Source organism: Riemerella anatipestifer (assembly GCF_009932355.1).
GTDB lineage: Bacteria > Bacteroidota > Bacteroidia > Flavobacteriales > Weeksellaceae > Riemerella > Riemerella anatipestifer_E.
On sequence record NZ_LEKU01000017.1, the window covers coordinates 40,306 to 65,263 of the forward strand.

Consider the following 24,958-nt stretch of genomic DNA (forward strand, 5'->3'; position numbering starts at 1 on the left):
TGTCCAATAGCGGCTTTTTTTGTGATATTTTTTTACAGAAGTCGTAAAATAGTCGGCTTTATATTCTGAATAAAATCAAAAATTGAGTATTTTTGGAACGCTCTAATTTTTGAAAAATAAAATCTAAAAAATCTAATAATGAGTAAAAGAATTTACATAGAAAAAAGAGGGATTTTTGATGTGGAAAGTCCTAAAATTTTCGATGAAATAAAGAATATATTACCTCACATCAAGCAGGTAAAGGTTTATAATATCTACGATGTTTTTGGACTTAATGACACTGATTTTGATAAAGTAGTATATAATGTCTTTGCAGACCCTGTAACCGATATTTTACACTATGAAAACCCTGCTAAAAGCCTATCTTTCGCTATGGAATTTCTGCCAGGGCAGTATGACCAAAGAGCAGATTCTGCACAGCAATGTATTGTATTGCTAACGGAAAATACTCAAGCCAAAGTAAGAAGCGGAAAGCTAGTAGAAATAGAAGGTATCAACGAAAAAGAGCTACAAAAAGTAAAAGATTTACTCATCAATAGAGTAGAGTCTCAGGAGAAAGACCTTTCTAAATTGGAAATCCCAAAAGAGGAAACTCCGAAAGAAGTGGTAACCTATCACGATTTTATAACTTTAAACGAATCACAATTAAAGGAGTTCTATACAGAGCAAAACTTCGCCTTTGGTTTAGACGATTTAGCTTATATACAAGATTATTTTAAGTCAGAACAGAGAAATCCAACAGAAACAGAGCTTAAAGTTTTAGATACTTATTGGAGTGACCATTGCCGACACACCACCTTTGAAACAGAACTTAAAGACATTCGTTTTGAGGGACAGTTTAAGGCTACTTTAGAACATATTTTTAAAGATTATTTGGAGAAAAGAGCTTTTTTAGGGCGAGAGGCTAAACCTATTTCGTTAATGGATTTGGCTACCGTTTGTGCTAAATATTTCCATAAAACAGGCAAACTAGATAATCTTGTAGTTTCAGACGAAATCAATGCTTGTACTATCAAAATAGATGCTGAATTTGATGGTAAAAAAGAGCCTTGGTATCTTTTATTTAAAAATGAAACTCATAATCACCCTACGGAAATAGAACCTTTTGGTGGTGCTTCGACTTGTTTAGGTGGTGCTATTAGAGACCCATTATCTGGGCGTTCGTTTGTATATCAGGCGATGCGTCTTTCGGGAGCAGCAGATGTGTTGGAGCCTGTGGAAAATACGCTCAAAGGAAAATTACCTCAAAGAACAATTACCAAACAAGCCGCTAATGGCTACTCATCTTACGGAAATCAGATTGGTTTAGCGACGACACAAGTTTCCGAAATTTATCACGAGGGCTATCGTGCTAAGAGGATGGAAGTTGGTTTTGTAGTAGGAGCTGTGCCTGTAGATTGGGTAAAAAGAGAGCAACCTAAGGCAGGTGATTTAGTCATTATTTTAGGAGGTGCTACGGGTAGAGACGGCGTAGGAGGTGCTACGGGAAGTTCTAAAGAGCAAGACGAAACATCTATCCACACACTATCTACCGAGGTACAAAAGGGTAATGCTGTGGAGGAAAGAAAAATACAAAGACTTTTCAGAAATCCAGAGGTTACAAAATTGATTAAAAAATCAAATGATTTTGGTGCTGGAGGAGTTTCGGTAGCAATAGGCGAAATAGCTGAAAGTTTGGAGGTTAATCTTGATGTTCTTCCATTAAAATATGAAGGACTTAACGGAACAGAATTAGCTATATCTGAATCTCAAGAGAGGATGGCAGTGGTAATAGATGCCAACGATAAAGATAAATTCATCAACTTTTGTAAAGAGGAGAATATTTTGGCAGTAGAAGTTGCTAAAGTTACAGATTCTGGCAGAATGCAAATGTTTTGGAGAGGTGAGAAGATTGTAGATTTAAGCCGTGCATTTTTAGATACCAACGGCTGTTCTAAAAAACAAGAAGTAGCGGTTAATCATCTTCAAGAAGTACAGACAGAAAGGTTAGAATTTAACGAAACTAACTTTAAAAAATTATTAGCTGATAAAAATGTAGCCTCTCAAAAAGGTTTATTAGAAATGTTTGACTCTAGTGTGGGAGCAACTACGGTAGCAATGCCTCTAGGTGGAAAACATCAACTAACACCAATGGAGGGAAGCGTTCAAACCTTACCAATTATGGAGGCTAAGGATATAGAAACTGTTTCTTTAGCCAGTTGGGGATTTGATGCCACTATTTCGGAACAAAACTCAATGGTAGGAGCGGCTAATGCCGTAGTGGAAAGTGTGGCTAAAATTGTAGCGATGGGTGGAGATTTCCGCAAAATTCGTTTAAGTTTCCAAGAATATTTTGAGAAGCTTGGGCAAAATCCTGATAAATGGGGAAAACCATTAGCCTCGTTGCTAGGAGCTTATCATGCTCAAATGAATTTTGAGTTAGCCGCTATTGGCGGAAAAGACTCTATGTCTGGCACTTATCAAGACATCAATGTACCACCTACACTTATTTCATTTGCGTGTGCAGATGGTCAGAAATCAAATATAATTTCGCCTGAATTTAAAAAAGCAGGAAATTTAATTTATCATTTCTATCATCATTCTCAAGAAACAGAAGAAGCTAAAGGACTTCCTAACTATAACGATTTAAAGGAAATATACACCTATATTTTCAATCAAATTAAAGATAAAAAAATCGTTTCTGTAAAAACCATAAAAGAAGGTGGTATAGCTGTAGGGTTAGCCAAAATGGCTTTTGGAAATGGGTTAGGTGCGATAGTTAATGCCAATGATACAGCTTTATTAGAAAAAAATATTGGTGGATTACTTATTGAAAGTACAGAGCCTTTATCTCACCAGTTACTACAAAAGATAGGTGAAGTTAGCAATGATAAAAAATTAGTAATCAACAATGATAGTTTTGATATAGACGATTTGAAGAAAGTCTATTGCCAAACTTTTGAAACGCTTTTCCCAACAAAAGAAAAACAAAAAATAGAGCTAGAATTAGACACCGAACTTAATTCTATTGAACCTAGAACGATTATAATTAAAAAACATCATATTACCAAACCAAAGGCGTTCACGCCTGTTTTCCCAGGTACTAATTGCGAATACGAAACACTTAATGCCTTCCGAAAAGAAGGAGCGGAGGTTTCTATGAAGCCATTGGTTAATCTTAATCACAATGCTTTGCAAGAGAGTATCAAAGCGTGGGCTAAGGAGATAGACCAATCTCAGATTTTGGCTTTTTCGGGTGGTTTCTCTGCTGGAGACGAACCAGATGGCTCTGCCAAATTCATCGTAAATGTGCTTAAGAATGATATAATGCGTGAGGCTGTACACCGACTTTTGGAGAGAGATGGTATGATTATCGGTATTTGTAATGGCTTCCAAGCATTGGTAAAATCGGGTCTATTGCCTTACGGAGAGATTAGAGATTTAGACCAAAATTCGCCTACCTTAGCTCATAATAGCATCGGAAGACATATTTCTCAAATGGTAAATGTAAAGGTTATAAATGATGATAGCCCTTGGCTTAAAGGTATGAAAGGGGAGATTTATACCATTCCGATTTCCCACGGAGAGGGACGATTTATGGCATCAGAAGAAGTGATTACTCAATTATACAAAAATGGACAAATTGCGACACAATATGTGGATTTAGATGGAGCTATTGCTCACGGTATGCCATACAATCCTAACAATTCTCTATTTGCAATTGAGGGTATTACCAGCCCTTGCGGTAAGATATTCGGTAGAATGGGACACCCTGAACGCTATGCAGAAGGATTGATGAAGAATATCCCAACGGCAAATTATCATAATATATTTAAGAACGGAGTTTCTTATTTCAGAGATTAAAAATGAGTGAATGTTTTAGAGAAATAATAAATAAATAAAAAGTATAAAAATGAGTCAAAAAGGAGCTATGCTTTACGAAGGTAAGGCGAAACAGGTATTCGCTACGGATAAAGCAGACGAGGTGATTGTTCGTTTTAAAGATGATGCTACGGCATTTAATGCTCAAAAAAAAGGACAAGTAGATAAGAAAGGGCAAATGAATAACGCCATTACAACGCTTATTTTTCAATACCTTAACGAGAAAGGGATTCCTACCCATTTTATTAAACAGCTAGACGACAGAGAGCAGTTAGTGAAAAAAGTGGACATTATTCCATTAGAAATGGTAGTGAGAAACTATTCTGCGGGAAGTATGGCACAGCGTTTAGGTATGGAGGAAGGCATTAAATCTCCTATTACTATTTTTGATATTTGCTACAAAAAAGATGAATTGGGAGACCCACTAATCAACGATTATCACGCTATATTTCTAGGGGCAGCTACAAGAGAAGAATTAGACGAGATGTATTCGTTAACAGATAAAATCAACCAAATTCTAATAGAGTTATTTGATAAAATGAATATTATTTTAGTGGACTTCAAAATAGAACTTGGTAAAACTTCAGACGGACAAATCATCTTGGCTGATGAAATTTCTCCTGATACTTGCCGCCTTTGGGACAAAGACACAATGAAAAAATTAGATAAAGACCGTTTTAGAAGAGACTTAGGTGGTGTTACAGAGGCATACGAGGAAATTTATGAAAGACTAAAAAAAGTGTTAGCATAATAACTAACTCATATTTAGGATATATTAACTAATGAAAAACTTAACTGAACATAAGGAAACTTATCTAAAGCAGTTTCAACATCGTCCGTATGGAAGAAACCTGTTGAGAACGAAACAAGAAGAGGCTTTAGACGCTCCACAAGAAGAGTGCGGTATTTTTGGACTGTATTCGGAAGAAAATTTAGATACCTTTTCATTATCTCAATTTGGGCTTTTTGCTCTTCAGCACAGAGGTCAAGAGGCTTGTGGTATTTCTGTGAGTAACAGCGGAAAAATCATCAATATTAAAGATGAAGGTCTTGTTTTAGATGTCTATAAAGAAATTAAAGACCCCGAAGATTTTATGGGTAATGCTGTAATAGGACATACCAGATATACCACTGCTGGGGATAAGAAAAAATACAACTATCAGCCGTTTTTTGCCAAAAATGAGTACGACCAAATTATCCTATCCATAGCTCATAATGGAAATCTAACCAATGCTATGGAACTAAAGCAAGAGCTAGAAGCAGAAGGCGTGGTTTTTAGAGCAACTTCCGATTCTGAAGTTATCCTAAGACTTATACAAAAAAACTTAGATTTAGGGCTTCGTGGAGCAATAAAGGTAACGATGGAAAAGATAAAAGGTGCTTACTCTGTGGTGGGTATGACCCGAAATAAATTCTTTGCCTTTAGAGATTTTAACGGCATTCGTCCATTGGTACTAGGAGAGATGAAGGATAGTAATGCCTATGTAGTCGCTTCTGAAAGTTGTGCTTTAGACGCTGTGGGAGCTACTTATGTAAGAGATATTCAACCTGGAGAAATCATCTATACAGGTGAAAACGAAGAGGGGCTGAAATCTTATATGGTAAAAAATGACTGTGAAAGAAACATTTGCTCTTTCGAGTACATTTATTTTGCACGACCAGACTCCGAAATGGAGCAGATAAATGTACACGAAATTAGAGAAAAATCCGGGGAGAAAATTTGGGAACAAGCACCTGTAGAAGCTGATATTGTTATAGGTGTTCCTGATTCTGGAGTGCCAGCCGCTATTGGATTTTCTAAAGCATCGGGTATTCCGTTTCGTCCTGTTTTAATTAAAAATAGATACATTGGTCGTTCTTTTATTGTGCCTACACAGGAAATGAGAGAGCGAATAGTAAATCTAAAACTCAACCCTATTATTTCCGAAATTAAAGGGAAACGAGTAGTAATTATAGACGACTCTATTGTGAGAGGGACAACCTCCAAACGATTGGTAAAGATTTTAAAAGATGCTGGAGTTAAAGAAATCCACTTTAGAAGCGTATCTCCGCCTATTATTGCACCGTGTTATTTGGGAATAGATACACCCACAAAAGACGATTTAATCTCTGCCAATATGAGCTTAGAAGAGCTAAGAAATTATTTAGGTGTAGATACTCTAGAGTTTTTGAGCTTAGAAAATCTTAAAGCTATTTTGGGCTCGGATAAACATTGTTTCGGTTGCTTTACAGAGCGTTATCCTGTAGGTAAAGACTAAATTAAAAAAGGGATTAGCATTTTGCTAATCCTTTTTAGTTGATTTAAATTCTTACATTTTAATAAACTTGTATCTTTGTTTATTGTTTATAATAATTTATTTTAAATGTTTACAGCTTATAGTATAGAAGATTTCGTAGGACAAAAGCTAAAGCATAAAGATTTCCTTATCCATAAATTAGAAAATTTAGATTATTTACCACCTCAATCTATAAAAACGCCACATAAACATCTATTCTATGAAATTTATTTACTAAAAGAAGGCTCTGCCATACATAATGTAGATTTTAATACATTTCATATTAAAAACAATAACCTCTTTATTATCAATGAAGGGCAAGTACATCACTTAGAGAAAAATGTTAGTCAGGAGCTTAAAGGTTACAGGATTTTATTTACAAAAGACTTTATAAATAACAGCTTAATTCCTTCTAATCTTTTATTTGAAATTGTGTATTTGCATAATATTCGATACCAACCACTTATTTCAATTGCTGAGCATAGCGAATTATATAATTATGCCCACTTACTTTTGTCAGAATACGACCAACAAGCTCTAACTTTAGAAAATATAAAAGCCTTATTATTTTTATTTTTAAATGAAGTTAAAAGAAACATTATATCTGATACGAATGACGACTTTATTTATACTAACAATCAAATTCGTAGTTACAAATTATTTCTAGACTTAGTAGAAACCAATTACTATAAAGATTTATCTCTAGAAGACTATGCCAACAGAATTAAAATTTCTACCCGACAATTGAGTCGTATGATAAAGCTTATTTCTAATACTACATTAAATACCATAATATTGAATAGAAGGCTACTGCAATCTAAAAGATTATTAAAACATAGTGATTTATCTATTTCTGAAATAGCTTACGAAGTGGGATTTTTAGAGCCATCTTATTTTTGTAAGGTCTTTAAAAAAAATAATAATGTCACTCCTTTGCAGTTTAGAAAAGAACAAAATGTTTTATAAAATGTCTGTATTTTACTATTTTCTGAAGTAAAGAATATTGTTCTTTGTAAGTAAAGAATAATATATGGATAGGAAAAAATTTTTACAGAAAGGTTTATTAGGGTTGGGGACTATAGTTGCAATACCATCAATAATTACTTCTTGCTCAAAAGATAGAGAGTCAAGCAGTACAACAAGTACCGATTCTAGTACAGGAAGTTGTAGTTTGTCACCAAGTGAAACCGCAGGTCCGTTCCCAATTAAGACACCTGCTCAATTAGTTAGAGAAAATATTGTAGGAGACCGCTCAGGTGTTGCTCTCCTTATAAATTTAACGGTACAAGACCAAAGTAATAATTGCCAACCAATGGCTGGTGTTTTGGTGGATATTTGGCACTGCGACGCCGAGGGCAATTACTCACAGTATGGAGGTGGAGGTATGCAACAGGCAAATTATACTAGTAATAATTTTTTAAGGGGCAGAAGCACTACGGATAAAAACGGACAAGTATCATTTATAAGTATTTTCCCAGGCTGGTACAGAGGGCGTGCATCACACATACATTTGGAAATTCTTGATGCAAATGGAAATTCTATTAGAGTTTCGCAGATAGCTTTCCCAAAGAGTGTTTGCGATACTGTTTATGCAACAACAGGCTACAAAGGAGTGGCTGATACACAAAACGAGAGTGATAATGTCTTCTCCGATAGTTTAAGTGGTAATATGTTAGATGATATCAAAGGAGATGTTGCTAATGGTTATACCCTTACCAAAACCATTGTCGTTTAGAATATTATTGTAACTCAAAAAATAAAGCAGGCTCTATAAATTTTGAGCCTGCTTGTAATTTTATAAAGTTCTATTTTTAAACTATTTGGAAATATTTATCCTCACCTTCAGTTACTAGAGAAATTAAATTATTAGAAACTAATAGTTTAGAAGATTTATCCCATTTCTTTCCACTTAAACCTGATTGTGTTTTTAAGTCAGCTATCAGCATTTTACCATTGTTTTTATTAAGAATGCCAAGGATAATTTCTTCGTTTTCTCCTATCTCTACTTTAGGTTGAGTCTTTTCTGGTCTCATTTGAGGGAAGAATAGTACCTCCTGAATAGAAGCATTATTCGTCAAAAACATCACCAATCTATCCATACCAATACCCAAACCAGCCGTAGGTGGCATACCGTACTCTAAAGCTCTTAGGAAATCTTGGTCGATAAACATCGCTTCGTCATCGCCCTTTTCTGAAAGTTTAAGCTGCTCTTCAAAGCGTTCTCTTTGGTCGATAGGGTCGTTAAGCTCAGAGTAAGCATTGGCAATTTCTTTGCCGCAAACCATCAACTCAAATCTTTCGGTTAAGCCTTCTTTACTTCTGTGCTTTTTAGTAAGCGGAGACATTTCGATAGGGTAGTCAGTAATGAAAGTCGGCTGAATAAAGTTACCTTCACACTTCTCTCCGAAAATTTCGTCAATGAGCTTGCCTTTCCCCATCGTGTCATCTACTTCAATACCGATGGATTTAGCGAAGGTTCTAAGTTCCTCTTCGGTTTTTCCTGTAATATCAAACCCTGTAAATTTCTGAATGGCTTCCGTCATAGAAATTCTTGGATAAGGGGCTTTCCAATTGATAGTATGTTCGCCAAACTGAGATTCCGGTTTACCATTAACCGCAGTAGCACAATGTTCTAATAGTTTTTCGGTAAAATCCATCATCCAGTTATAATCCTTGTACGCCACATAAATCTCCATGGCTGTAAACTCAGGGTTGTGAGTTCTGTCCATACCTTCGTTACGGAAGTTTTTAGAGAACTCATACACACCATCAAACCCACCTACGATAAGCCTTTTAAGATAAAGCTCGTTAGCAATTCTCATATATAATGGAATATCCAAGGCATTGTGATGCGTAATGAATGGTCTTGCTGAAGCTCCACCTGGAATAGCCTGTAAAATAGGCGTTTCTACTTCAAAGTATCCAGCATCATTAAAGAACCCACGCATTGCGTTAAACAATTTGGTTCTTTTTACAAAAATTTCTTTAACATGTGGGTTTACTGTAAGATCCACGTAACGCTGTCTATAACGAAGTTCAGGGTCATTAAAAGCATCGTGTACCACGCCATTTTCATCAGTTCTAGGTTGAGGAAGTGGACGAAGCGTTTTGGTTAATAGAGTGAAATTTTTAACCATTACCGTCATTTCTCCTACTTGAGTTTTGAACAATTCTCCCTCTACGCCTATAATATCTCCAATGTCTAAAAGATGCTTATAAACTTCGTTATAAAGGGTTTTGTCTTCTTCAGGACAGATTTCATCTCTATTAAAATACACTTGTATTCTACCTTCGCTATCTTGTAATTCGGCAAAAGAAGCTTTCCCCTGGATTCTTCTAGACATTAGCCTACCAGCGATTTTAACCTTGCTTCCTTCTTGAAAATTTTCTTTTATAGATTGTGTAGTATGTGTAATAGCATATTCGTCTGCCGGAAAGGCATTTATGCCCATTTGAGAAAGTTTTTCTAACTTTTCTCTACGGATAATTTCTTGTTCTGATAAATGCATCATTTTATTCTAAATTACGAGGTTGCAAAGTTAATAATTTAATATAGAGACACCAAAAACCTAAGATTGATATCATAAAAAAACTCAAGGCTATATTGAAAACCTTGAGTTTTTAGTTAAAAATATACTACGAAGTACTTTATTTATTAGCTACTGTTTTATACTTGCTGTCTATATCTGCCGTTAACGACTTCAAGAAAGCAACTATATTTTCAACATCTTTATCGCTAATATCCTTATTGTTTTGTATTTTACTCATAATTCTTACGGCTTCTTCTAATGAAGCTACAGAACCATCGTGGAAGTAAGGGTAAGTTTTCTCAATATTTCTAAGACTTGGTACTTTAAATAAGAATTTATCTTTCTCGTCTTTGGTTACATCTTGCCTTCCAGCATCTACCTTTTTACTCTTAGTGTAGTTCCAATAATCTGCATAAACTCCAAATTTTTGTAAAGAGCCACCACCCACGGCAGAACCGTTATGGCAAGCAATACAAGCATTATCTATAAAGGCTTTTAGACCATCTTTTTCCTTTTGTGTTAATGCATTTTCGTCTCCATTTAGATACTTGTCAAATCTACTTTCAGGTAATAGTTGTCTCTCAAAACTACCAATCGCCTTAGTTAAATTTTTATAAGTAATAGGCTGAGCTTCATTAGGAAATGCTTTTTTAAATAAAGCTTGATATTCAGGGATTTGTCTTAACTTGTCTTCTAAGAATTTCTCAGATGGGATATTGTGTTCTATCGGATTTAAGATAGGCATTCCTGCTTGTTCCTCTACATCTTTAGCTCTTCCGTCCCAAAACTGCTGACTGTGTAGCGAAGCATAAATCACGGTAGGAGAGTTTCGTCCTCCAAATTCTTTAGTATCTCCAGGAGAAGTTGGCAGGTTATCTACACCAAAAGTATTTAAGTTATGACAAGAATTACAACTAATGGTTTCATTTTTAGAAAGTCTTTTGTCAAAATATAACTTCTGACCAAGATTAATCATATCCTCACTGAAATCACCTTTATCAGTTATTGATACTGGTTTAAAGTACTGATTAGCACTTCTCATTAAATCAGACATTCCAGAAGTGTCAAACACATACTCTGCTTTTCCTTTGTCCACTTGTTCAGTACAGCTTACTAACATAGCTCCTAAAAGTACTGTAAAAATAGCGTTACTCCTTCTCATATCAGAATTATTATATTTCTTTTGCAAAAATACCACATATTACCGAGATATATTATGATAAATTACATTTATAGAATATTTCTATTACCACTACTTTAATTATAATTTATTTTAAATATAAATAATGTAAGTGTCATTTTTTACAAAAAAAGTTAGTCATGAATTTTCACAACTAACTTTTATAATACTGAATGATAAAGTCTAATTTTAAAATAATTCTTTCCTTATAATATTCTGAGTTCTTTCTGGCCCTACAGACACCAAATAAACATTGATACCTAAATATTTCTCTATAAATTCTATATATTTTTGAGCGTTCACGGGTAACTCATCATAAGAACGAGCTTTGGTAATGTCTTCCGTCCAACCTTCTAGAGTTTCATATATAGGCTCATAATGATAGAGTTTAGTAGTAGAAGAGGTAAAGTAATCTATAATTTTTCCGTCTTCTGTTTTGTATTTAGTTGCTACTTTTAGCTCTTCAATATTAGTGAGTACATCTAGTTTTGTAATAACTAAATTATTGATCCCGTTAATCATACAAGCGTGTTTTAACGAAACCAAATCTAGCCAACCTGTCCTTCTAGGTCTTCCTGTGGTTGCTCCAAACTCATGACCAATTTGTCTAATTTTTTCGCCTAAATCATTATCTAACTCAGTAGGGAAGGGACCATTACCTACTCTTGTGGTATAAGCCTTAGCCACACCTATTAAATTTTTGAGAGCTGTAGGTGGCACACCCGCACCTGTACATACGCCTCCTGTAGATGGAGATGATGAAGTAACATAAGGATAGGTACCAAAATCTATATCCAACATTAAAGCTTGAGCCCCTTCAAACAAGATATTTTTTCCTTCTTTAATCGCCTCATTAATCTCTAGTTCTGTATCTACAATTCTGTCTTTTAGCTGTTCTCCAATGGTTAAAAATTCATTATAAATGGTATCAAAATCTAAAGTTGGTTTATTAAAATATTTTTCAAATAATGAATTTTTAACCTTAAGATTTACTTTAATTTTTTCAGCTAAGACTTCTGGGTTTAGTAAGTCAATCATTCTTATTCCTACTCTTGCAATCTTATCTTCGTAACACGGTCCTATACCTTTCTTAGTCGTTCCGATTTGCTTTTCTCCTACCAACTCTTCTTCTCTATAAGTATCTAAAAGAATATGATAAGGCATAATGACATGAGCTCTTCTACTGATAAAGATATGGTCTGTACTAAGCCCTTTAGCTTCTATTTGTTTTATTTCGGAGATAAACGCTTTAGGATCTACTACTACACCGTTAGCTATCACGCATTTACCTTTGCACTGCAATACACCAGAAGGCAAAAGATGTAGAACAAATTTATCTTCACCCACATATACCGTATGCCCTGCATTATTACCACCTTGAAAACGAACCACATAGTCAGATTTTGCAGAGAGTACATCTGTAATTTTACCTTTACCTTCGTCTCCGTATTGGAGTCCTACTACCACATAAGTTGACATATTTTTTACTTTTTTATTAGAATGTTACAAAAATAATTTAAAAAAATGGGATATCAAAAGGCTTTTTGGTTTTGTTTTTGATGAGGAAAGTCTGTATTATTGTAATCTCATTTATTTAAAACTTATGAAAAAAATACTCGTAATAACAGGAATGATATTTGGAGCTTTAGCTTATTCACAAGAAGCTCCTAAAGTTTTAAAGACTAGTTTTAGTGCATCTGCTCTGTCTCAAAAAGTACAAACAATAGACGGAAAGAAAGTTACAATTAAAGATGTACTAGCTAAACACAAAGGGAAAATACTAGTACTAGATATGTGGGCAAGTTGGTGTAGAGATTGTATTAACGCCTTACCTGCTGCAAGAACATTAGAGAACAACAATCCTAATGTAGACTTTGTATTTCTATCTTTAGATAGGAACGAAGAGGCTTGGAAAAAAGGATTAGACAAGCATGAATTAGCTAATAAAGAAAATTATTGGTTCTTTTCTGGTTGGAAAAATGATTTTAACAACTACATAGATTTGAATTGGATTCCTAGGTATATTGTGGTTAATCAAAAATCTGGCATTGCTAAATATTATGCCATCACACCTGATGATCCTGATATTCAGAAAACGATAAATGAGCTATCAAAATAAATACGCCTTGTAGAAATTTGGTTATTACAAATAAAAGTAGTATATTGGGGTCATTAACCTAAAAAATAATGATTATGGACGTAGTAACAAGAGTTCCCGTATTTGAGGGAGATACCATACAAGAAGTACAACTAATTAAATCAAAGTTAGAAGAAGCTGGTATCACAGCAGAAGTAGAGAATAGTTATCTTTCATTTTTATCTACGCCTACGGCAACGACTATGAAAGTTAAGGTAGAATTAAAAGATGAAAAAAAGGCTTTAGAAATTGTAGATGAATATCTAAAGTCTCAACAGTAGAAATACTATTTTGCTTTTGTGTTGAAATATTTATATCTTCGTAAAAGCAATCTTGGGGAATTGGCGCAGTTGGCTAGCGCGTTTGACTGGCAGTCAAAAGGTCACGGGTTCGAATCCCGTATTCTCCACCTAAATTTATTAAAAAGCTATTCCATTGATTTGGAATAGCTTTTTTATTTAGACAAAAAAATCCCACTATAAAAACTATAGTGGGATTTTGGTATTTTAGGCTTTTGCCATTCTTTCGGCTCTTTTTCTATCCTCTTCAGAAAGAATCTTCTTTCTCATTCGGATAAAATTAGGCGTTACTTCTATACATTCGTCTTGTTGTATGTATTCCATACACTCCTCTAAAGTCATAAGAACTTTAGGCGCGATGCTTCCATCTTTATCTTTACCTGCAGCACGCATATTGTTAAGTTGCTTACCTTCCACAATATTCACTACTAAATCTCCAGGCTTGTTCTGTTCTCCTACAATCATACCTACATAAATTTCTTCACCTGGGTCTACAAAGAAACGTCCTCTGTCTTGTAGCTTTTCAATAGAGTAAGCGGTAGATGACCCTTGATTTTTAGAAATCAATACGCCATTACTTCTACCAGGTATCTGACCCTTAAACGGTTTGTAATCCACAAATCTATGTGCCATAATTGCTTCCCCAGCTGTTGCAGTAAGCATTTGAGAACGAAGTCCGATAAGACCTCTAGAAGGAATTTCAAACTCTAGGTGTTGCATTTCTCCTTTGGTCTCCATAATGTGTAAATCTCCTTTTCTTTGTGTAGCTAAATCTATCACCCTAGAAGCATATTCTTCAGGAACATCTACCACTAAAGACTCGTAAGGTTCGCACTGTTCGCCATCTATTTCTTTAAGAATTACTTGAGGCTGACCGATAGTCATCTCATAACCTTCTCTACGCATAGTTTCTATAAGTACAGATAAGTGCAATATCCCTCTACCAAATACCAAGAAAGTATTTGCATCTTCTGTTTGTTGTACTCTTAAGGCTAAGTTTTTCTCAAGTTCTTTTTCTAATCTTTCCTTTAAATGGTTAGAGGTAACATATTTACCATCTTTACCAAAAAACGGAGAGTTGTTGATAGAGAAAGTCATATTAAGAGTAGGCTCATCTATAGACAATCTTGGGAGAGGCTCTGGGTTTTCTAAATCTACGAAAGTATCTCCTATCTGGAAATTGTCAAAACCAACAATAGCACAAATATCTCCAGCAAATACTTCGCTTACTTTTTTCTTACCTAAACCTTCAAAAATATAAAGCTCTTTTACTTTACCTTTAACGATTTTGCCGTCTTCTTGAGCTAAGCCAATCCATTGAGATTCTTTAACCGAACCTCTGATGATTTTCCCTACGGCAATTCTTCCTAAGAAAGACGAGTAGTCTAACGAGGTTACTTGCATTTGTAGGTTACCTTCTTCTACCTTTGGTTCTGGTACATATTGTAGGATACCATCTAGAAGTGGTAAAATATTTTCTGATTTTTCTAGGCTTGAATTAAACCAACCTTCTTTAGACGAGCCATAGAAAGTAGGGAAGTCTAGTTGTTCTTCGGTAGCGTCTAGGTTAAAGAACAAATCAAAAACTTGGTCGTGAACTTCATCTGGACGACAGTTAGGTTTGTCCACTTTATTGATAACCACAATAGGCTTCAATCCTAATTCTAATGCTTTATGCAAAACGAAACGAGTTTGTGGCATAGGTCCTTCAAAGGCATCTACAAGTAGTAACACACCGTCTGCCATTTTAAGCACTCGCTCTACCTCTCCACCAAAATCGGCGTGTCCAGGTGTATCTATTACATTTATTTTAGTATCCTTGTAGGTTACCGAGATATTTTTAGAAAGGATAGTAATGCCTCGTTCTCTTTCGAGGTCATTATTATCCATAATAAGCTCACCACTTTCTTGGTTTTCTCTAAAGATGTTAGTTGCGTGGATAATTTTGTCCACTAAAGTTGTTTTTCCATGGTCAACATGGGCGATAATCGCGATGTTTCTAATATTTTGCATAAAGAAAAAATTACGCGGCAAAAATAGGAAAAAAAATGGACTTAGAAGGTCTTTTAATAGATAATAAAAAACGCAACAGGCTTTCCCCATTGCGTTGCTCTAAAAATAAACATCTATATCACTTACTTTTTAGATATTCATAGATTTCATCTTTTAGATGTAATCTTTCCTTTCTAAGTTCTGTGAGAAACTCATCTGTGGTATGATTTTGCTCTCCAGCTTCGTAATGTTTAATTTTACCATTAACTTCATCATAATCATTGAAAAGTTTTTTGAAATGATTATCAATTTGTTTCAAATCTGAAATTTTCTCCGAAAACTCAGGGAACTCGTTAACTAAAATATGATTCTCCATTAGATTATTTTTTCATAGTGTGAAGTTAGATAATTAAACTGAATTTCACAATGTGAATTTTATCAATGGCTAATTGAATATATTCTACATTATTTTTTGTTATATTGTGTATCTTTGCGGAGTAAAAAATAGAATTAAATAAGATGTTAGTAATAGGAATAGCAGGTGGTACAGGCTCAGGAAAAACTACGGTAGTCAACAAAATTTTGAAGAAACTAAATGTGGAGGGCGTAAATGTTCTTTCTCAAGATAACTACTATCATGACAACCAAAATCTTAGTATGGCAGAGCGAGAAGGACTTAACTATGACCACCCAAAATCAATAGATTTTGAACTTCTACGCAAACATGTAAAGGCTCTTAAAAATAATGAGTCTATAAAACAACCTATCTATTCCTTCGTTACGCACTCTCGTACAGGAGATTATGTAACCGTAGAGCCGAAAAAAGTATTGCTTGTAGAAGGTATCCTAGTACTTACAGATAAAGAATTGCTTAAGGAGTTTGATGTGAAGATTTTTGTCCACGCTGATTCAGACGAGCGTCTAATCCGTCGTATTAAAAGAGATACGCAGGAGAGGGGCAGAGATTTAGAAGAGGTGCTTTATCGCTATCAAACAACCTTGAAACCAATGCATCAAGAGTTTATAGAGCCGTCTAAAAACGAAGCAGACATCATTATTCCTAATATGAAACAAAATCCTGTGGCGATAGACTTTTTAACCACGGTCATCAGTAATTCTCTAAAAAAACAATCTGAATGAAAAAGCTCATTAAAGATATAAATCCAACAGAAGAGCCTAAAAAACTTTCTCCTAAAATGGTGTTTTTTAAGAAATACATACTTAATAAGTATGTTATTACCATTGTGGCTTTCTTTGTTTGGATGACTTTTTTTGACAACACCTCTTTTCTTGTGATAAGAGATTTAAACTCAGAGATTAAAAAGTACGAAGAGCAGCTAGATTACTACAAAACAGAGTATGAAAAAAATGATGCTTTCTACAAAAAACTAATGTTTAATAAAGGCGAAAAAGAAAAGTTTGCTAGAGAGAATTACTTTATGAAAAAATCTAACGAAGAGATTTTCATATTAGTAGTAGATAGTGCAAATACTAATAAAAAATAGTAGAATATACCTCTTATGAGTAGTAGTAATGAAACCATAATATTTAAAGGACTGATTACAAAATCCACTGGAAGCTGGTATCAAGTTTTGGAGCAAGATACTCAGCAGTTCTACGAGGCAAGAATGAGAGGTAAATTTAAACTCCAAAAAACAAGGCTTACCAATCCTCTCGCTGTGGGAGATTGGGTAGAATTTCAGCTAGAGACCGATGGCGTGGCTTGGATTACCAAAATAGAGTCAAGAAAAAACTATCTCATCAGAAAGTCGGTTAATTTATCCAAAGAAGCTCATATCATAGCGTCTAATATAGATGTCGCTTGTTTTCTTTACACTTTAAATAGTCCCGAAACATCGTTAGGTTTCCTAGACCGTTTTTTGGCTTGTTGTGAGGCTTATAATATCCGCCCACTTATATTGTTCAATAAAGCGGATATGCTGAATGAAGACGATATAGAATATGTAGAAGCTCTTAGAACTATCTATCATCATATTGGTTACGACAGTCTTTTGATTTCGTCTCGTACCCAACAAAATTTAGAGGAACTTAAAAATATTCTTAAAGATAAAATTTCGGTATTCTTTGGGCATTCGGGCAGTGGTAAATCCACACTTGTAAATGCACTACAACCAGGGCTTAATCTAAGAACAGGCGAAGTGTCAGAAGTTCACCTCAAGGGTAAACATACCACTACTTTTGCTCAAATGCATTTTTGGGACTTCGGTGGTAGCGTTATAGATACACCAGGCGTTAGGGAATTTGCGATGATAGATGTTGAAAAGGAAGAAATACAGCATTATTTCCCTGAAATATTTAGAACGAGAGAAGACTGTAAATTCCATAACTGTTTGCATCTTAACGAGCCTAAATGTGCGGTTCTTTCCGCTATAGAAAGCGGTGATATTCTTGAAAGCCGTTACGCTACCTACACCAAACTGATGGAAGAAACCGAAGAACAAGGGTTTTAGAAACAAAAATTAAAGCTATAATAATGTTCCGTTCAAAAATAGCACTCCAGAGCTATGGTTATGCTTTGCTCCTGTTACAGATGCCAAGACATTGGTTTTATCTTGCCACTTCAAAAGTCCTAACAAACCAAAAATAAGAGCTTCTTTGTATTCCACAACTTCTGAAGGCGGAATAATTATTTCTATATGAGAAGCTAAAAAGCTCAGTTTTTCAATAAGATATTGATTGTAAGCTCCGCCTCCTGTAACCAAAAGTCTTTTGCCGATATTCGTATCCAAAACATTGGCTATTTGTACTGCCATATGTTCTACCAAACTTGCCAGTAAGTCTTTAGGCTCTAAAGAAAATGTTTCTATAATTGGGATAAACCATTCATTCACCTGTTCAATTCCTAAAGATTTAGGGTGAGATTGTTTATAAAAGGGTAGGGCATTAAGTTTATCAACGAGAGATTGGTATATCTTACCACTTCTAGCAATTTCTCCGTTTTTATCATAAGGAAGAGAAAAGTATTTTTCAGAATAATAATTCAATAATGTATTCACGGGGCAAATATCAAAAGCCAATCTTTCTCCGTTTCTTTTATATGAAATATTAGAAAACCCACCTAGATTAAGGCAGAAATCGTAGTCCGAAAACAGTAATGCATCACCCATAGGCACCAGCGGTGCTCCCTGCCCACCTAGACGCACATCTTGTACTCTAAAATCTCCCACTATTGGAACATTTATCTCCTTTGAAACCGTGGGTAAATTACCTATTTGTAAAGTAAAACCACTTTTAGGATTGTGCCACACCGTATGCCCATGACTGGCAATTAAATCTAAATTTTCAATATTTTCAGTTTTAATAAATTTCAGTATCTCTCGATTAAGATAATTTGAGTATTCTGCATTTAGTAACGCTACTTCCTGCTTTGTTTGTTGAGCAGCAAGCTTTAACTTCATTTGCCATTCCTTAGGATATGGATAAGTTTGAGCCTTTATAATTTCAAAATCATAAGTACTTTCATCTATTTTAAAATAGCAAAAATCAATTCCGTCTAGTGAAGTGCCAGACATCACACCAATAATATACATTTTCTTTCTTTTATATTTTTATTATGGCATTCCCTTTTCCGAGGCTTTACCCTAGGCTAAAAGGGTCGGGCTTTCGGCTTTATCTTTTTCATCGGTCGTACCTTCCCTCAGAAAAATGATATCGCCTCTATCCCTAATGCAGAACTATCGCCAATTTAAGCAAAATTGTTGAAATATAAAGTCTTTCATTTAACTATAAAAGGAGGCAAAAGCCTCCTTTATACAGTTTTTTTAGATATTATAAACAGTTTTTATTTAATAATTCTATCCAATACCCATTCTATCATATTTTTTTCTGAAGCGTGGTGGTCTGCAGAAAATTCTCCTCTACGGCGATTAGCAATTACACAGTTTACGGTAAGAGCCTTATGACCAAGTAGCTTTGATAGACCATAGATTGCAGAAGTTTCCATCTCAAAGTTAGAAACGCCTAAATCGTTAAGGGTTTCTAAGAAGTTTTCATCTACGGCTTTAAGCCTTAGCTGTCTTCCTTGTGGAGCATAGAATCCAGGGAAAGTAGCCGTATTTCCGTGGTATTTAGCATCTTTGTAATAATCTGAAATATCTTCTGCCCAGTCTGAAAAATAAAGCATTGATTTTACTTTCTCATAAGGGAACTTTTCTAAGAAATTTCTAGAAAACTCATTTTCAAACTGATAGTCTTGGTAGAAATGTAACAAACCATCAAGTCCCACCACATTTTGAGTTACTAGCATATTATCTACCTCTATATCAGGGTTTACACTACCACAAGTCCCTAAACGGAACAACTGTAACGCAGTATGCTCTGACTTGAATTCTTTATTCTTTAAATCAATATTCACCAAAGCATCTAGCTCATTCATTACAATGTCTATATTTTCGGTACCGATACCTGATGACATTACCGTAATTCTTTCCCCTCTAAGCGTCCCTGTATGTGTATAGAACTCTCTTTTGTTCTTTTTGATTTCTATTTTATCAAAATACTTAGAAACCTTAGGAACACGGTCTGGGTCTCCTACCAAAATTATTTTTTCTGCAATATCCTCTGGAAGCAAATTAAGGTGATACACACTTCCGTCTTCATTAAGCACCAGTTCTGATGCAGCTAACTTATTAAGCATAATTATATATTTTTTATTTTATCCTCCTACTCGTTTGGTTTTGTATCCCATATCTTTAAGAATGTCCATTATCTTATCTCTATTATCGCCTTGTATAATGATAACGCCGTCTTTTTCGGAGCCACCTATTCCTAAAGTTGTTTTAATTTTTTTAGAAATTTGTTTTAGTTCATCATCATTACCTTCAAAGCCTTCTATCAGAGTTACGGGCTTGCCATTTCTCCCTTTTTTTTCATATTTACAGATGAGAGGTTCTTTCTGGATAGAAGTTTCTGTCTCCTCTTCAATTTCAAAATCTTGCTCTATATGGTCAGGAAAAAGGTTTTTTAGTTGGTCTCTTAAATCCATGTTTCAAAGGTAGTAATTTGTTCTTAATTCTGATGCTCTTTTGTAAGTGATTTTTTGCAGTTCTTCATAAAGAAAAAATCCAAACCTAGTTATTAAGTTTGGATTTTTGTATATAAAACAGTTAATATCTATCGTGCGATATTAACGGCTCTAGTTTCTCTAATTACAGTGATTTTTACTTGCCCTGGATAAGTCAGTTCATTTTGAATTTTTTCTGAAATATCATAAGAAAGTTGAGCGGCTACACTATCATTTACTTTAGCACTTTCTACCATCACTCTAAGCTCTCTACCTGCTTGGATAGCGTAAGCACTAGACACTCCTTCAAAACTTAATGCTGCTGCTTCTAAATCTTTTAATCTTTGGATATAAGATTCTAGCACTTGTCTTCTCGCTCCAGGCCTTGCACCTGAAATTCCGTCTGCTACTTGGATGATAGGAGAGAGGAGAGAAGTCATTTCTATTTCGTCGTGGTGTGCACCTATGGCGTTTACCACTTCTGGATTTTCTCCAAACTTTTCAGCCCACTGCATACCTAGTAAAGCGTGAGGAAGCTCAGACTCTTGTTCTGGAACTTTACCTATATCGTGTAATAGACCTGCTCTCTTAGCTAATTTCACATTAAGACCTAGCTCTGCCGCCATAGTAGCCGCTATATTAGCCACCTCACGAGAGTGCTGTAATAAATTCTGCCCATAAGAAGAACGGTACTTCATTCTACCTACTATTTTTACTAGCTCTGGGTGTAAACCGTGTATTCCTAAATCTATAATAGTTCTTTTACCAACTTCTATGATTTCTTCTTCTATTTGCTTTCTTGTTTTTTCTACAATTTCCTCAATTCTTGCAGGGTGAATTCTACCGTCTGTAACTAATCTATGAAGAGATAGCCTTGCAATTTCTCTTCTCACAGGGTCAAAACAAGATAAAAGGATAGCCTCTGGTGTGTCATCTACTATAATTTCTACACCTGTAGCAGCTTCTAAAGCACGGATATTTCTACCTTCTCTACCAATAATTCTACCTTTAACATCATCAGATTCTATATTAAATACAGATACCGAATTTTCTATAGCTTGTTCTGTTCCTATTCTTTGAATAGTTTGGATTACTATTTTTTTAGCTTCGTTCTTTGCATTAAGTTGAGCTTCCTCCATAATGTTCTGAACATAAGACTGAGCTTTGGTCTTAGCTTCAGATTTCATGGTTTCTACCAGTTCTTCTTTAGCCTCTTCAGCAGAGTAGCCTGAAACTTTTTCCAAAAGTTCTACTTTTTTAGCAATAGCAACGCTAAGTTCTTCTTGTTTCTTCTCTAGTTGTTCTTCCTTTCTAGAAAGGTCGCTAAGTTTCTTGTCTAAATCTTTTTCTAATTTACCTACTTTGCTTAGTTCGTCATTTAGTTTTTGCTCTTTATCTCTCGCTCTTTTCTCAACCTCCTGCATTTTCTTTTCTCTCTGCTGTATGTGAGCATCATGTTCTGTTTTGAGCTCTAAAAAGCGTTCTTTAGCTTGTATGTTTTTTTCTTGCTTTATACTTTCAGCCTTTACTTTAGCTTTTTCTATTAAATTTTCCGCATTTTTCTTAGCATCTTCCACGATGAATTTTGCCTTAGAATTCAACGAGCTTTTAGCAAAAGCGAATCCTATAGCGGCTCCCACTATAAGACTACCGAGTATACTGATGATTAAAACTACTGTATCCATTTATATATATTTATTAATTTTTAACTTTTTTCCATAAAAAAACCTACAACCATTCTGTAAGATTAAAAGAGTAAACTCCTAATCAACACGATTCAGGTTAAGTCTTACTATCTGTAATCCGTGATAAAACGGCACGCCATCTAGCAAGCATTTACCCAGTATTAGTTTAGCGTTGAGTTTACCTTAATTAGTGTTAGAACAGTTGCAGGCAAAATTTTACACAATAAAAGGAAAGAAATTTATCGTATCCTAATTATTGTTTTTTATTTACTCGTCCAATAATTGATTGAGATTGCTCAATCTCTTTTGGACACTTTCTATATTATTCTCTCCATTTTGTTTGGCAACTTCTGCATTAGTACCTAGTTTTAGCGCACACATTGCCAAAACATCTTGTTTATCTTGAACATTAAAATTAGTTTCAAACTCCTTAATCATCGTCTCTATTTGTTTTCCTACTTTACGGAGTGTTTCTTCTTCGTCGGCAGGTACATTAAGTGGGTATCTTCTACCAGCTATATTGATATTGATTCTACGCACTTCCATTACAAACCTTTATTTTGAAGTTGTGCAATACAAGCATCTATTTCCTTAATAAGTCTATTGATGTGGTTTTTCATCAATCTATTATGGTTGGGATTACCCGATATTGCAGAAACTAATTTTATTTCTTTATATTTTTCCAACAATTCCTGATGAGCTTTTTTCTCTGCATCTAATTTCCTCTTCGTTTCATTATGGCTATCTAAAAGAGCCGAATAATCATCTTTAAGTTTTTGATAATCACTTTTTAAGCGGATTACCTTTTGTTCAACTTCTGAAAAATGATTTTCTATCTCTCTTAGCATATCCTCAGGATGTGTTCTAACCTTGACACAAAAGTATAAAAAAAACTTCGCCTACTAAAAGGATTTTTCAACTTTTTTAAACACTGCTTAGTTATAGTATTTATGTACTCTAGTATTTAAAGTGTTTAATATTTTGATTGTTTGAGGTTTATAGTGAGCTGTAAAAAATACTTTTGTTTAAAATTTTTCTTTTAAAATAGGTTTGCTTAAATTTGTGGGTTATTGTTTTTTACATTAAAAATAGAGGCTTATTTATGAGTGAAGCATTACAACAGGTTAATTATTCCGAAGATAACATTAGAACCCTCGATTGGCAAGAGCATATTAGGCTTCGTCCAGGTATGTATATTGGGAAGTTGGGAGATGGTTCATCGGCTGATGATGGTATCTATATTTTATTAAAGGAAATTCTGGATAACTCCATAGATGAGTTCAGAATGAAAGCTGGTAAAAGGATAGAAATCAAGCTAGATGACAGAAAAGTCCAAATCCGAGATTATGGAAGGGGAATCCCTCTAGGGAAAGTGGTAGACGCTGTTTCTAAAATGAATACTGGGGGAAAATATGACAGTAAGGCGTTTAAAAAATCGGTGGGACTTAACGGAGTAGGTACCAAAGCAGTTAATGCTTTATCCGAATATTTCAGGGTAAAATCGGTGCGAGATAATAAAACTAAAGTTGCCGAATTCTGCAGAGGTAATATCACAGAGAATTTTCCAGAAGAAGACTCTAGCGATAGAAACGGAACTGAAATTACCTTTATTCCAGACGCTGAAATATTTTTGAATTATAAATTCAGAAAAGAGTATATAGAGCGTATGCTCAGAAACTACGCTTATCTAAATCCAGGTCTTAAAATCATTTTTAATGGAGAAACTTATTTTTCCGAAAATGGACTGAAAGATTTATTGGAGGAAGAAATGGAAAGCCAAACGCTTTACCCAATTGTACACCTTAAAGGCGATGATATAGAGGTTGCCATTACTCACTCGGATAAGTCTCAAACGGAAACTTACTTTTCGTTTGTTAATGGGCAAAATACCACACAAGGTGGAACGCACCTTAATGCCTTTAGAGAAGCCTATGTAAAAACAATACGAGAATTTTTCAATAAAAACTTTGATGCTTCGGACATCAGAAAGTCTATTATTGCAGCGATTTCTATAAATGTAGAAGAGCCTGTTTTTGAATCTCAAACCAAAACCAAGTTAGGTTCTAATGATATTGGTCCACAAGGTCCAACTGTAAGAACCTTTGTAATAGATTTTCTTAAGACCAAATTAGATAATTTCCTACATAAAAACCCAGAAGTTGCAGAGGCAATTTATAAGAAAATATTAGTTTCCGAAAGGGAAAGAAAAGAACTTTCTGGAATACAAAAACTCGCTAGAGAAAGAGCCAAAAAGGTATCTTTACATAATAAAAAGCTAAGAGATTGTAGGCAACACTACAATGAGCAAAAAGCAGATAGAAAATCAGAAACTCAGATTTTTATAACGGAGGGAGATTCTGCATCAGGGTCTATCACCAAGTCTAGAGATGTGGAAACTCAAGCGGTGTTTTCGCTCAAAGGGAAACCTCTTAACTGCTACGGACTTACCAAGAAAGTAGTGTATGAAAACGAAGAGTTCAATCTCCTACAAGCTGCACTTAATATAGAGGAAAGTTTAGAAGATTTAAGATACAATCAAGTTATTATTGCCACCGATGCCGATGTGGACGGTATGCACATTAGATTATTGATGATTACTTTCTTTCTTCAGTTTTTTCCTGATTTAATTAAAAATGGACATTTGTATATCTTACAAACACCATTGTTTAGGGTAAGGAATAAGAAAGAAACTCGCTATTGCTACACAGAAGAAGAGCGAATAAAAGCACTGAATGAATTTGGTAAAAACCCTGAAATCACTAGATTTAAAGGTCTTGGAGAAATCTCTCCAGAGGAATTTAAACACTTTATAGGGAAAGATATTAGACTTGAACCTGTGGTGATAGGTAAAGACCAAACCATAGACCAAATTCTAGAATTTTACATGGGTAAAAACACACCTGATAGACAGCAGTTTATTCTAGAAAATTTAGTTGTAGAAGAAGTTATAGAAGGAGAATAAATTTGTGTATTAA

Annotated in this window: 22 protein-coding genes and 1 tRNA gene; 12 read left to right on the forward strand and 11 right to left on the reverse strand. The window is 34.7% G+C overall.

All coding sequences use genetic code 11. From position 1 onward, the window contains the following. Positions 1 to 138 precede the first annotated feature (138 nt). From GXW81_RS07100 to GXW81_RS07120, 5 genes are all read left to right on the forward strand, one after another. Positions 139 to 3,843: a phosphoribosylformylglycinamidine synthase gene (locus tag GXW81_RS07100; RefSeq protein WP_161531764.1), complete on the forward strand. Its 3,705-nt coding sequence runs from the start codon at positions 139 to 141 to the stop codon at positions 3,841 to 3,843. A 49-nt stretch (positions 3,844 to 3,892) separates the two neighbouring features. Further along, positions 3,893 to 4,612 carry a phosphoribosylaminoimidazolesuccinocarboxamide synthase gene (gene purC / locus GXW81_RS07105; protein ID WP_079208059.1) on the forward strand — a complete coding sequence of 240 codons (720 nt, stop codon included), beginning with the start codon at positions 3,893 to 3,895 and terminating at the stop codon, positions 4,610 to 4,612. A 31-nt stretch (positions 4,613 to 4,643) separates the two neighbouring features. Continuing rightward, a complete protein-coding gene (gene purF / locus GXW81_RS07110) occupies positions 4,644 to 6,119 on the forward strand; it encodes an amidophosphoribosyltransferase (RefSeq protein ID WP_161531765.1) in 1,476 nt (491 codons plus the stop codon). 105 nt (positions 6,120 to 6,224) lie between these two features. Then, complete coding sequence (locus GXW81_RS07115; RefSeq protein ID WP_161531766.1) at positions 6,225 to 7,103, forward strand: AraC family transcriptional regulator; 879 nt, start codon at positions 6,225 to 6,227, stop codon at positions 7,101 to 7,103. Between the two features lie 64 nt (positions 7,104 to 7,167). Further along, positions 7,168 to 7,872, forward strand: a complete 705-nt coding sequence (locus tag GXW81_RS07120) for an intradiol ring-cleavage dioxygenase (RefSeq protein ID WP_161531767.1) — start codon at positions 7,168 to 7,170, stop codon at positions 7,870 to 7,872. 76 nt (positions 7,873 to 7,948) lie between these two features. On the opposite strand, the gene lysS is transcribed toward GXW81_RS07120, so the two are convergent. The 3 genes from lysS to GXW81_RS07135 form a co-directional block, all read right to left on the reverse strand. Beyond that, complete coding sequence (gene lysS / locus GXW81_RS07125; protein ID WP_161531783.1) at positions 7,949 to 9,646, reverse strand: lysine--tRNA ligase; 1,698 nt, start codon at positions 9,644 to 9,646, stop codon at positions 7,949 to 7,951. 139 nt (positions 9,647 to 9,785) lie between these two features. Then, positions 9,786 to 10,829, reverse strand: coding sequence for a cytochrome-c peroxidase (locus GXW81_RS07130; RefSeq protein WP_161531768.1), 1,044 nt, complete (start codon positions 10,827 to 10,829; stop codon positions 9,786 to 9,788). Positions 10,830 to 11,036: 207 nt separating this feature from the next. Beyond that, a complete protein-coding gene (locus GXW81_RS07135; protein WP_014938689.1) occupies positions 11,037 to 12,326 on the reverse strand; it encodes an adenylosuccinate synthase in 1,290 nt (429 codons plus the stop codon). A gap of 124 nt (positions 12,327 to 12,450) precedes the next feature. Here GXW81_RS07135 and GXW81_RS07140 point away from each other — a divergent pair, with 124 nt between their 5' ends. From GXW81_RS07140 to GXW81_RS07150, 3 genes are all read left to right on the forward strand, one after another. Beyond that, entirely contained in the window at positions 12,451 to 12,966 is a 516-nt protein-coding gene (locus GXW81_RS07140) for a thioredoxin family protein (protein WP_161531769.1), read from the forward strand. Positions 12,967 to 13,034: 68 nt separating this feature from the next. Beyond that, on the forward strand, positions 13,035 to 13,265 hold the full coding sequence (locus GXW81_RS07145) for a DUF2007 domain-containing protein (RefSeq protein ID WP_004918958.1): 231 nt from the start codon (positions 13,035 to 13,037) through the stop codon (positions 13,263 to 13,265). 54 nt (positions 13,266 to 13,319) lie between these two features. After that, a tRNA-Ala gene (locus GXW81_RS07150) sits at positions 13,320 to 13,393 on the forward strand. A gap of 97 nt (positions 13,394 to 13,490) precedes the next feature. Here GXW81_RS07150 and typA read toward each other — a convergent pair. Further along, complete coding sequence (gene typA, locus GXW81_RS07155; RefSeq protein WP_052911040.1) at positions 13,491 to 15,296, reverse strand: translational GTPase TypA; 1,806 nt, start codon at positions 15,294 to 15,296, stop codon at positions 13,491 to 13,493. A 118-nt stretch (positions 15,297 to 15,414) separates the two neighbouring features. Then, positions 15,415 to 15,651, reverse strand: coding sequence for a YdcH family protein (locus tag GXW81_RS07160; RefSeq protein WP_161531770.1), 237 nt, complete (start codon positions 15,649 to 15,651; stop codon positions 15,415 to 15,417). 143 nt (positions 15,652 to 15,794) lie between these two features. Here GXW81_RS07160 and udk point away from each other — a divergent pair, with 143 nt between their 5' ends. From udk to rsgA, 3 genes are read left to right on the forward strand one after another with little or no spacing between them, the layout of a single operon-like run. After that, entirely contained in the window at positions 15,795 to 16,415 is a 621-nt protein-coding gene (gene udk / locus GXW81_RS07165; RefSeq protein ID WP_064969558.1) for a uridine kinase, read from the forward strand. Beyond that, on the forward strand, positions 16,412 to 16,780 hold the full coding sequence (locus GXW81_RS07170) for a septum formation initiator family protein (RefSeq protein ID WP_161531771.1): 369 nt from the start codon (positions 16,412 to 16,414) through the stop codon (positions 16,778 to 16,780). The genes udk and GXW81_RS07170 overlap by 4 nt, the downstream gene beginning before the upstream one ends. Before the next feature lie 15 nt (positions 16,781 to 16,795). After that, positions 16,796 to 17,746: a ribosome small subunit-dependent GTPase A gene (rsgA, locus tag GXW81_RS07175; protein WP_161531772.1), complete on the forward strand. Its 951-nt coding sequence runs from the start codon at positions 16,796 to 16,798 to the stop codon at positions 17,744 to 17,746. A gap of 15 nt (positions 17,747 to 17,761) precedes the next feature. Here the strand turns inward: rsgA and GXW81_RS07180 are convergent, their stop codons facing one another. The 6 genes from GXW81_RS07180 to GXW81_RS07205 form a co-directional block, all read right to left on the reverse strand. Beyond that, positions 17,762 to 18,826 carry an anhydro-N-acetylmuramic acid kinase gene (locus GXW81_RS07180; protein WP_161531773.1) on the reverse strand — a complete coding sequence of 355 codons (1,065 nt, stop codon included), beginning with the start codon at positions 18,824 to 18,826 and terminating at the stop codon, positions 17,762 to 17,764. Between the two features lie 251 nt (positions 18,827 to 19,077). After that, positions 19,078 to 19,932, reverse strand: coding sequence for a nucleoside phosphorylase (locus GXW81_RS07185; protein WP_161531774.1), 855 nt, complete (start codon positions 19,930 to 19,932; stop codon positions 19,078 to 19,080). 18 nt (positions 19,933 to 19,950) lie between these two features. Continuing rightward, positions 19,951 to 20,280: a translation initiation factor gene (locus tag GXW81_RS07190; RefSeq protein ID WP_154468606.1), complete on the reverse strand. Its 330-nt coding sequence runs from the start codon at positions 20,278 to 20,280 to the stop codon at positions 19,951 to 19,953. Positions 20,281 to 20,408: 128 nt separating this feature from the next. Continuing rightward, the gene (rny, locus tag GXW81_RS07195) at positions 20,409 to 21,983 is read right to left on the reverse strand and encodes a ribonuclease Y (RefSeq protein WP_004919041.1); all 1,575 of its coding nucleotides are present in this window, start codon (positions 21,981 to 21,983) and stop codon (positions 20,409 to 20,411) included. Positions 21,984 to 22,250: 267 nt separating this feature from the next. Further along, positions 22,251 to 22,529 carry a cell division protein ZapA gene (locus GXW81_RS07200; protein ID WP_154136863.1) on the reverse strand — a complete coding sequence of 93 codons (279 nt, stop codon included), beginning with the start codon at positions 22,527 to 22,529 and terminating at the stop codon, positions 22,251 to 22,253. After that, the gene (locus GXW81_RS07205; protein ID WP_161531775.1) at positions 22,529 to 22,831 is read right to left on the reverse strand and encodes a hypothetical protein; all 303 of its coding nucleotides are present in this window, start codon (positions 22,829 to 22,831) and stop codon (positions 22,529 to 22,531) included. The genes GXW81_RS07200 and GXW81_RS07205 overlap by 1 nt, the downstream gene beginning before the upstream one ends. A gap of 254 nt (positions 22,832 to 23,085) precedes the next feature. Between GXW81_RS07205 and GXW81_RS07210 the strand changes: the two genes are divergently transcribed. Continuing rightward, positions 23,086 to 24,945 carry a DNA topoisomerase IV subunit B gene (locus GXW81_RS07210; protein WP_161531776.1) on the forward strand — a complete coding sequence of 620 codons (1,860 nt, stop codon included), beginning with the start codon at positions 23,086 to 23,088 and terminating at the stop codon, positions 24,943 to 24,945. Positions 24,946 to 24,958: the final 13 nt, after the last annotated feature.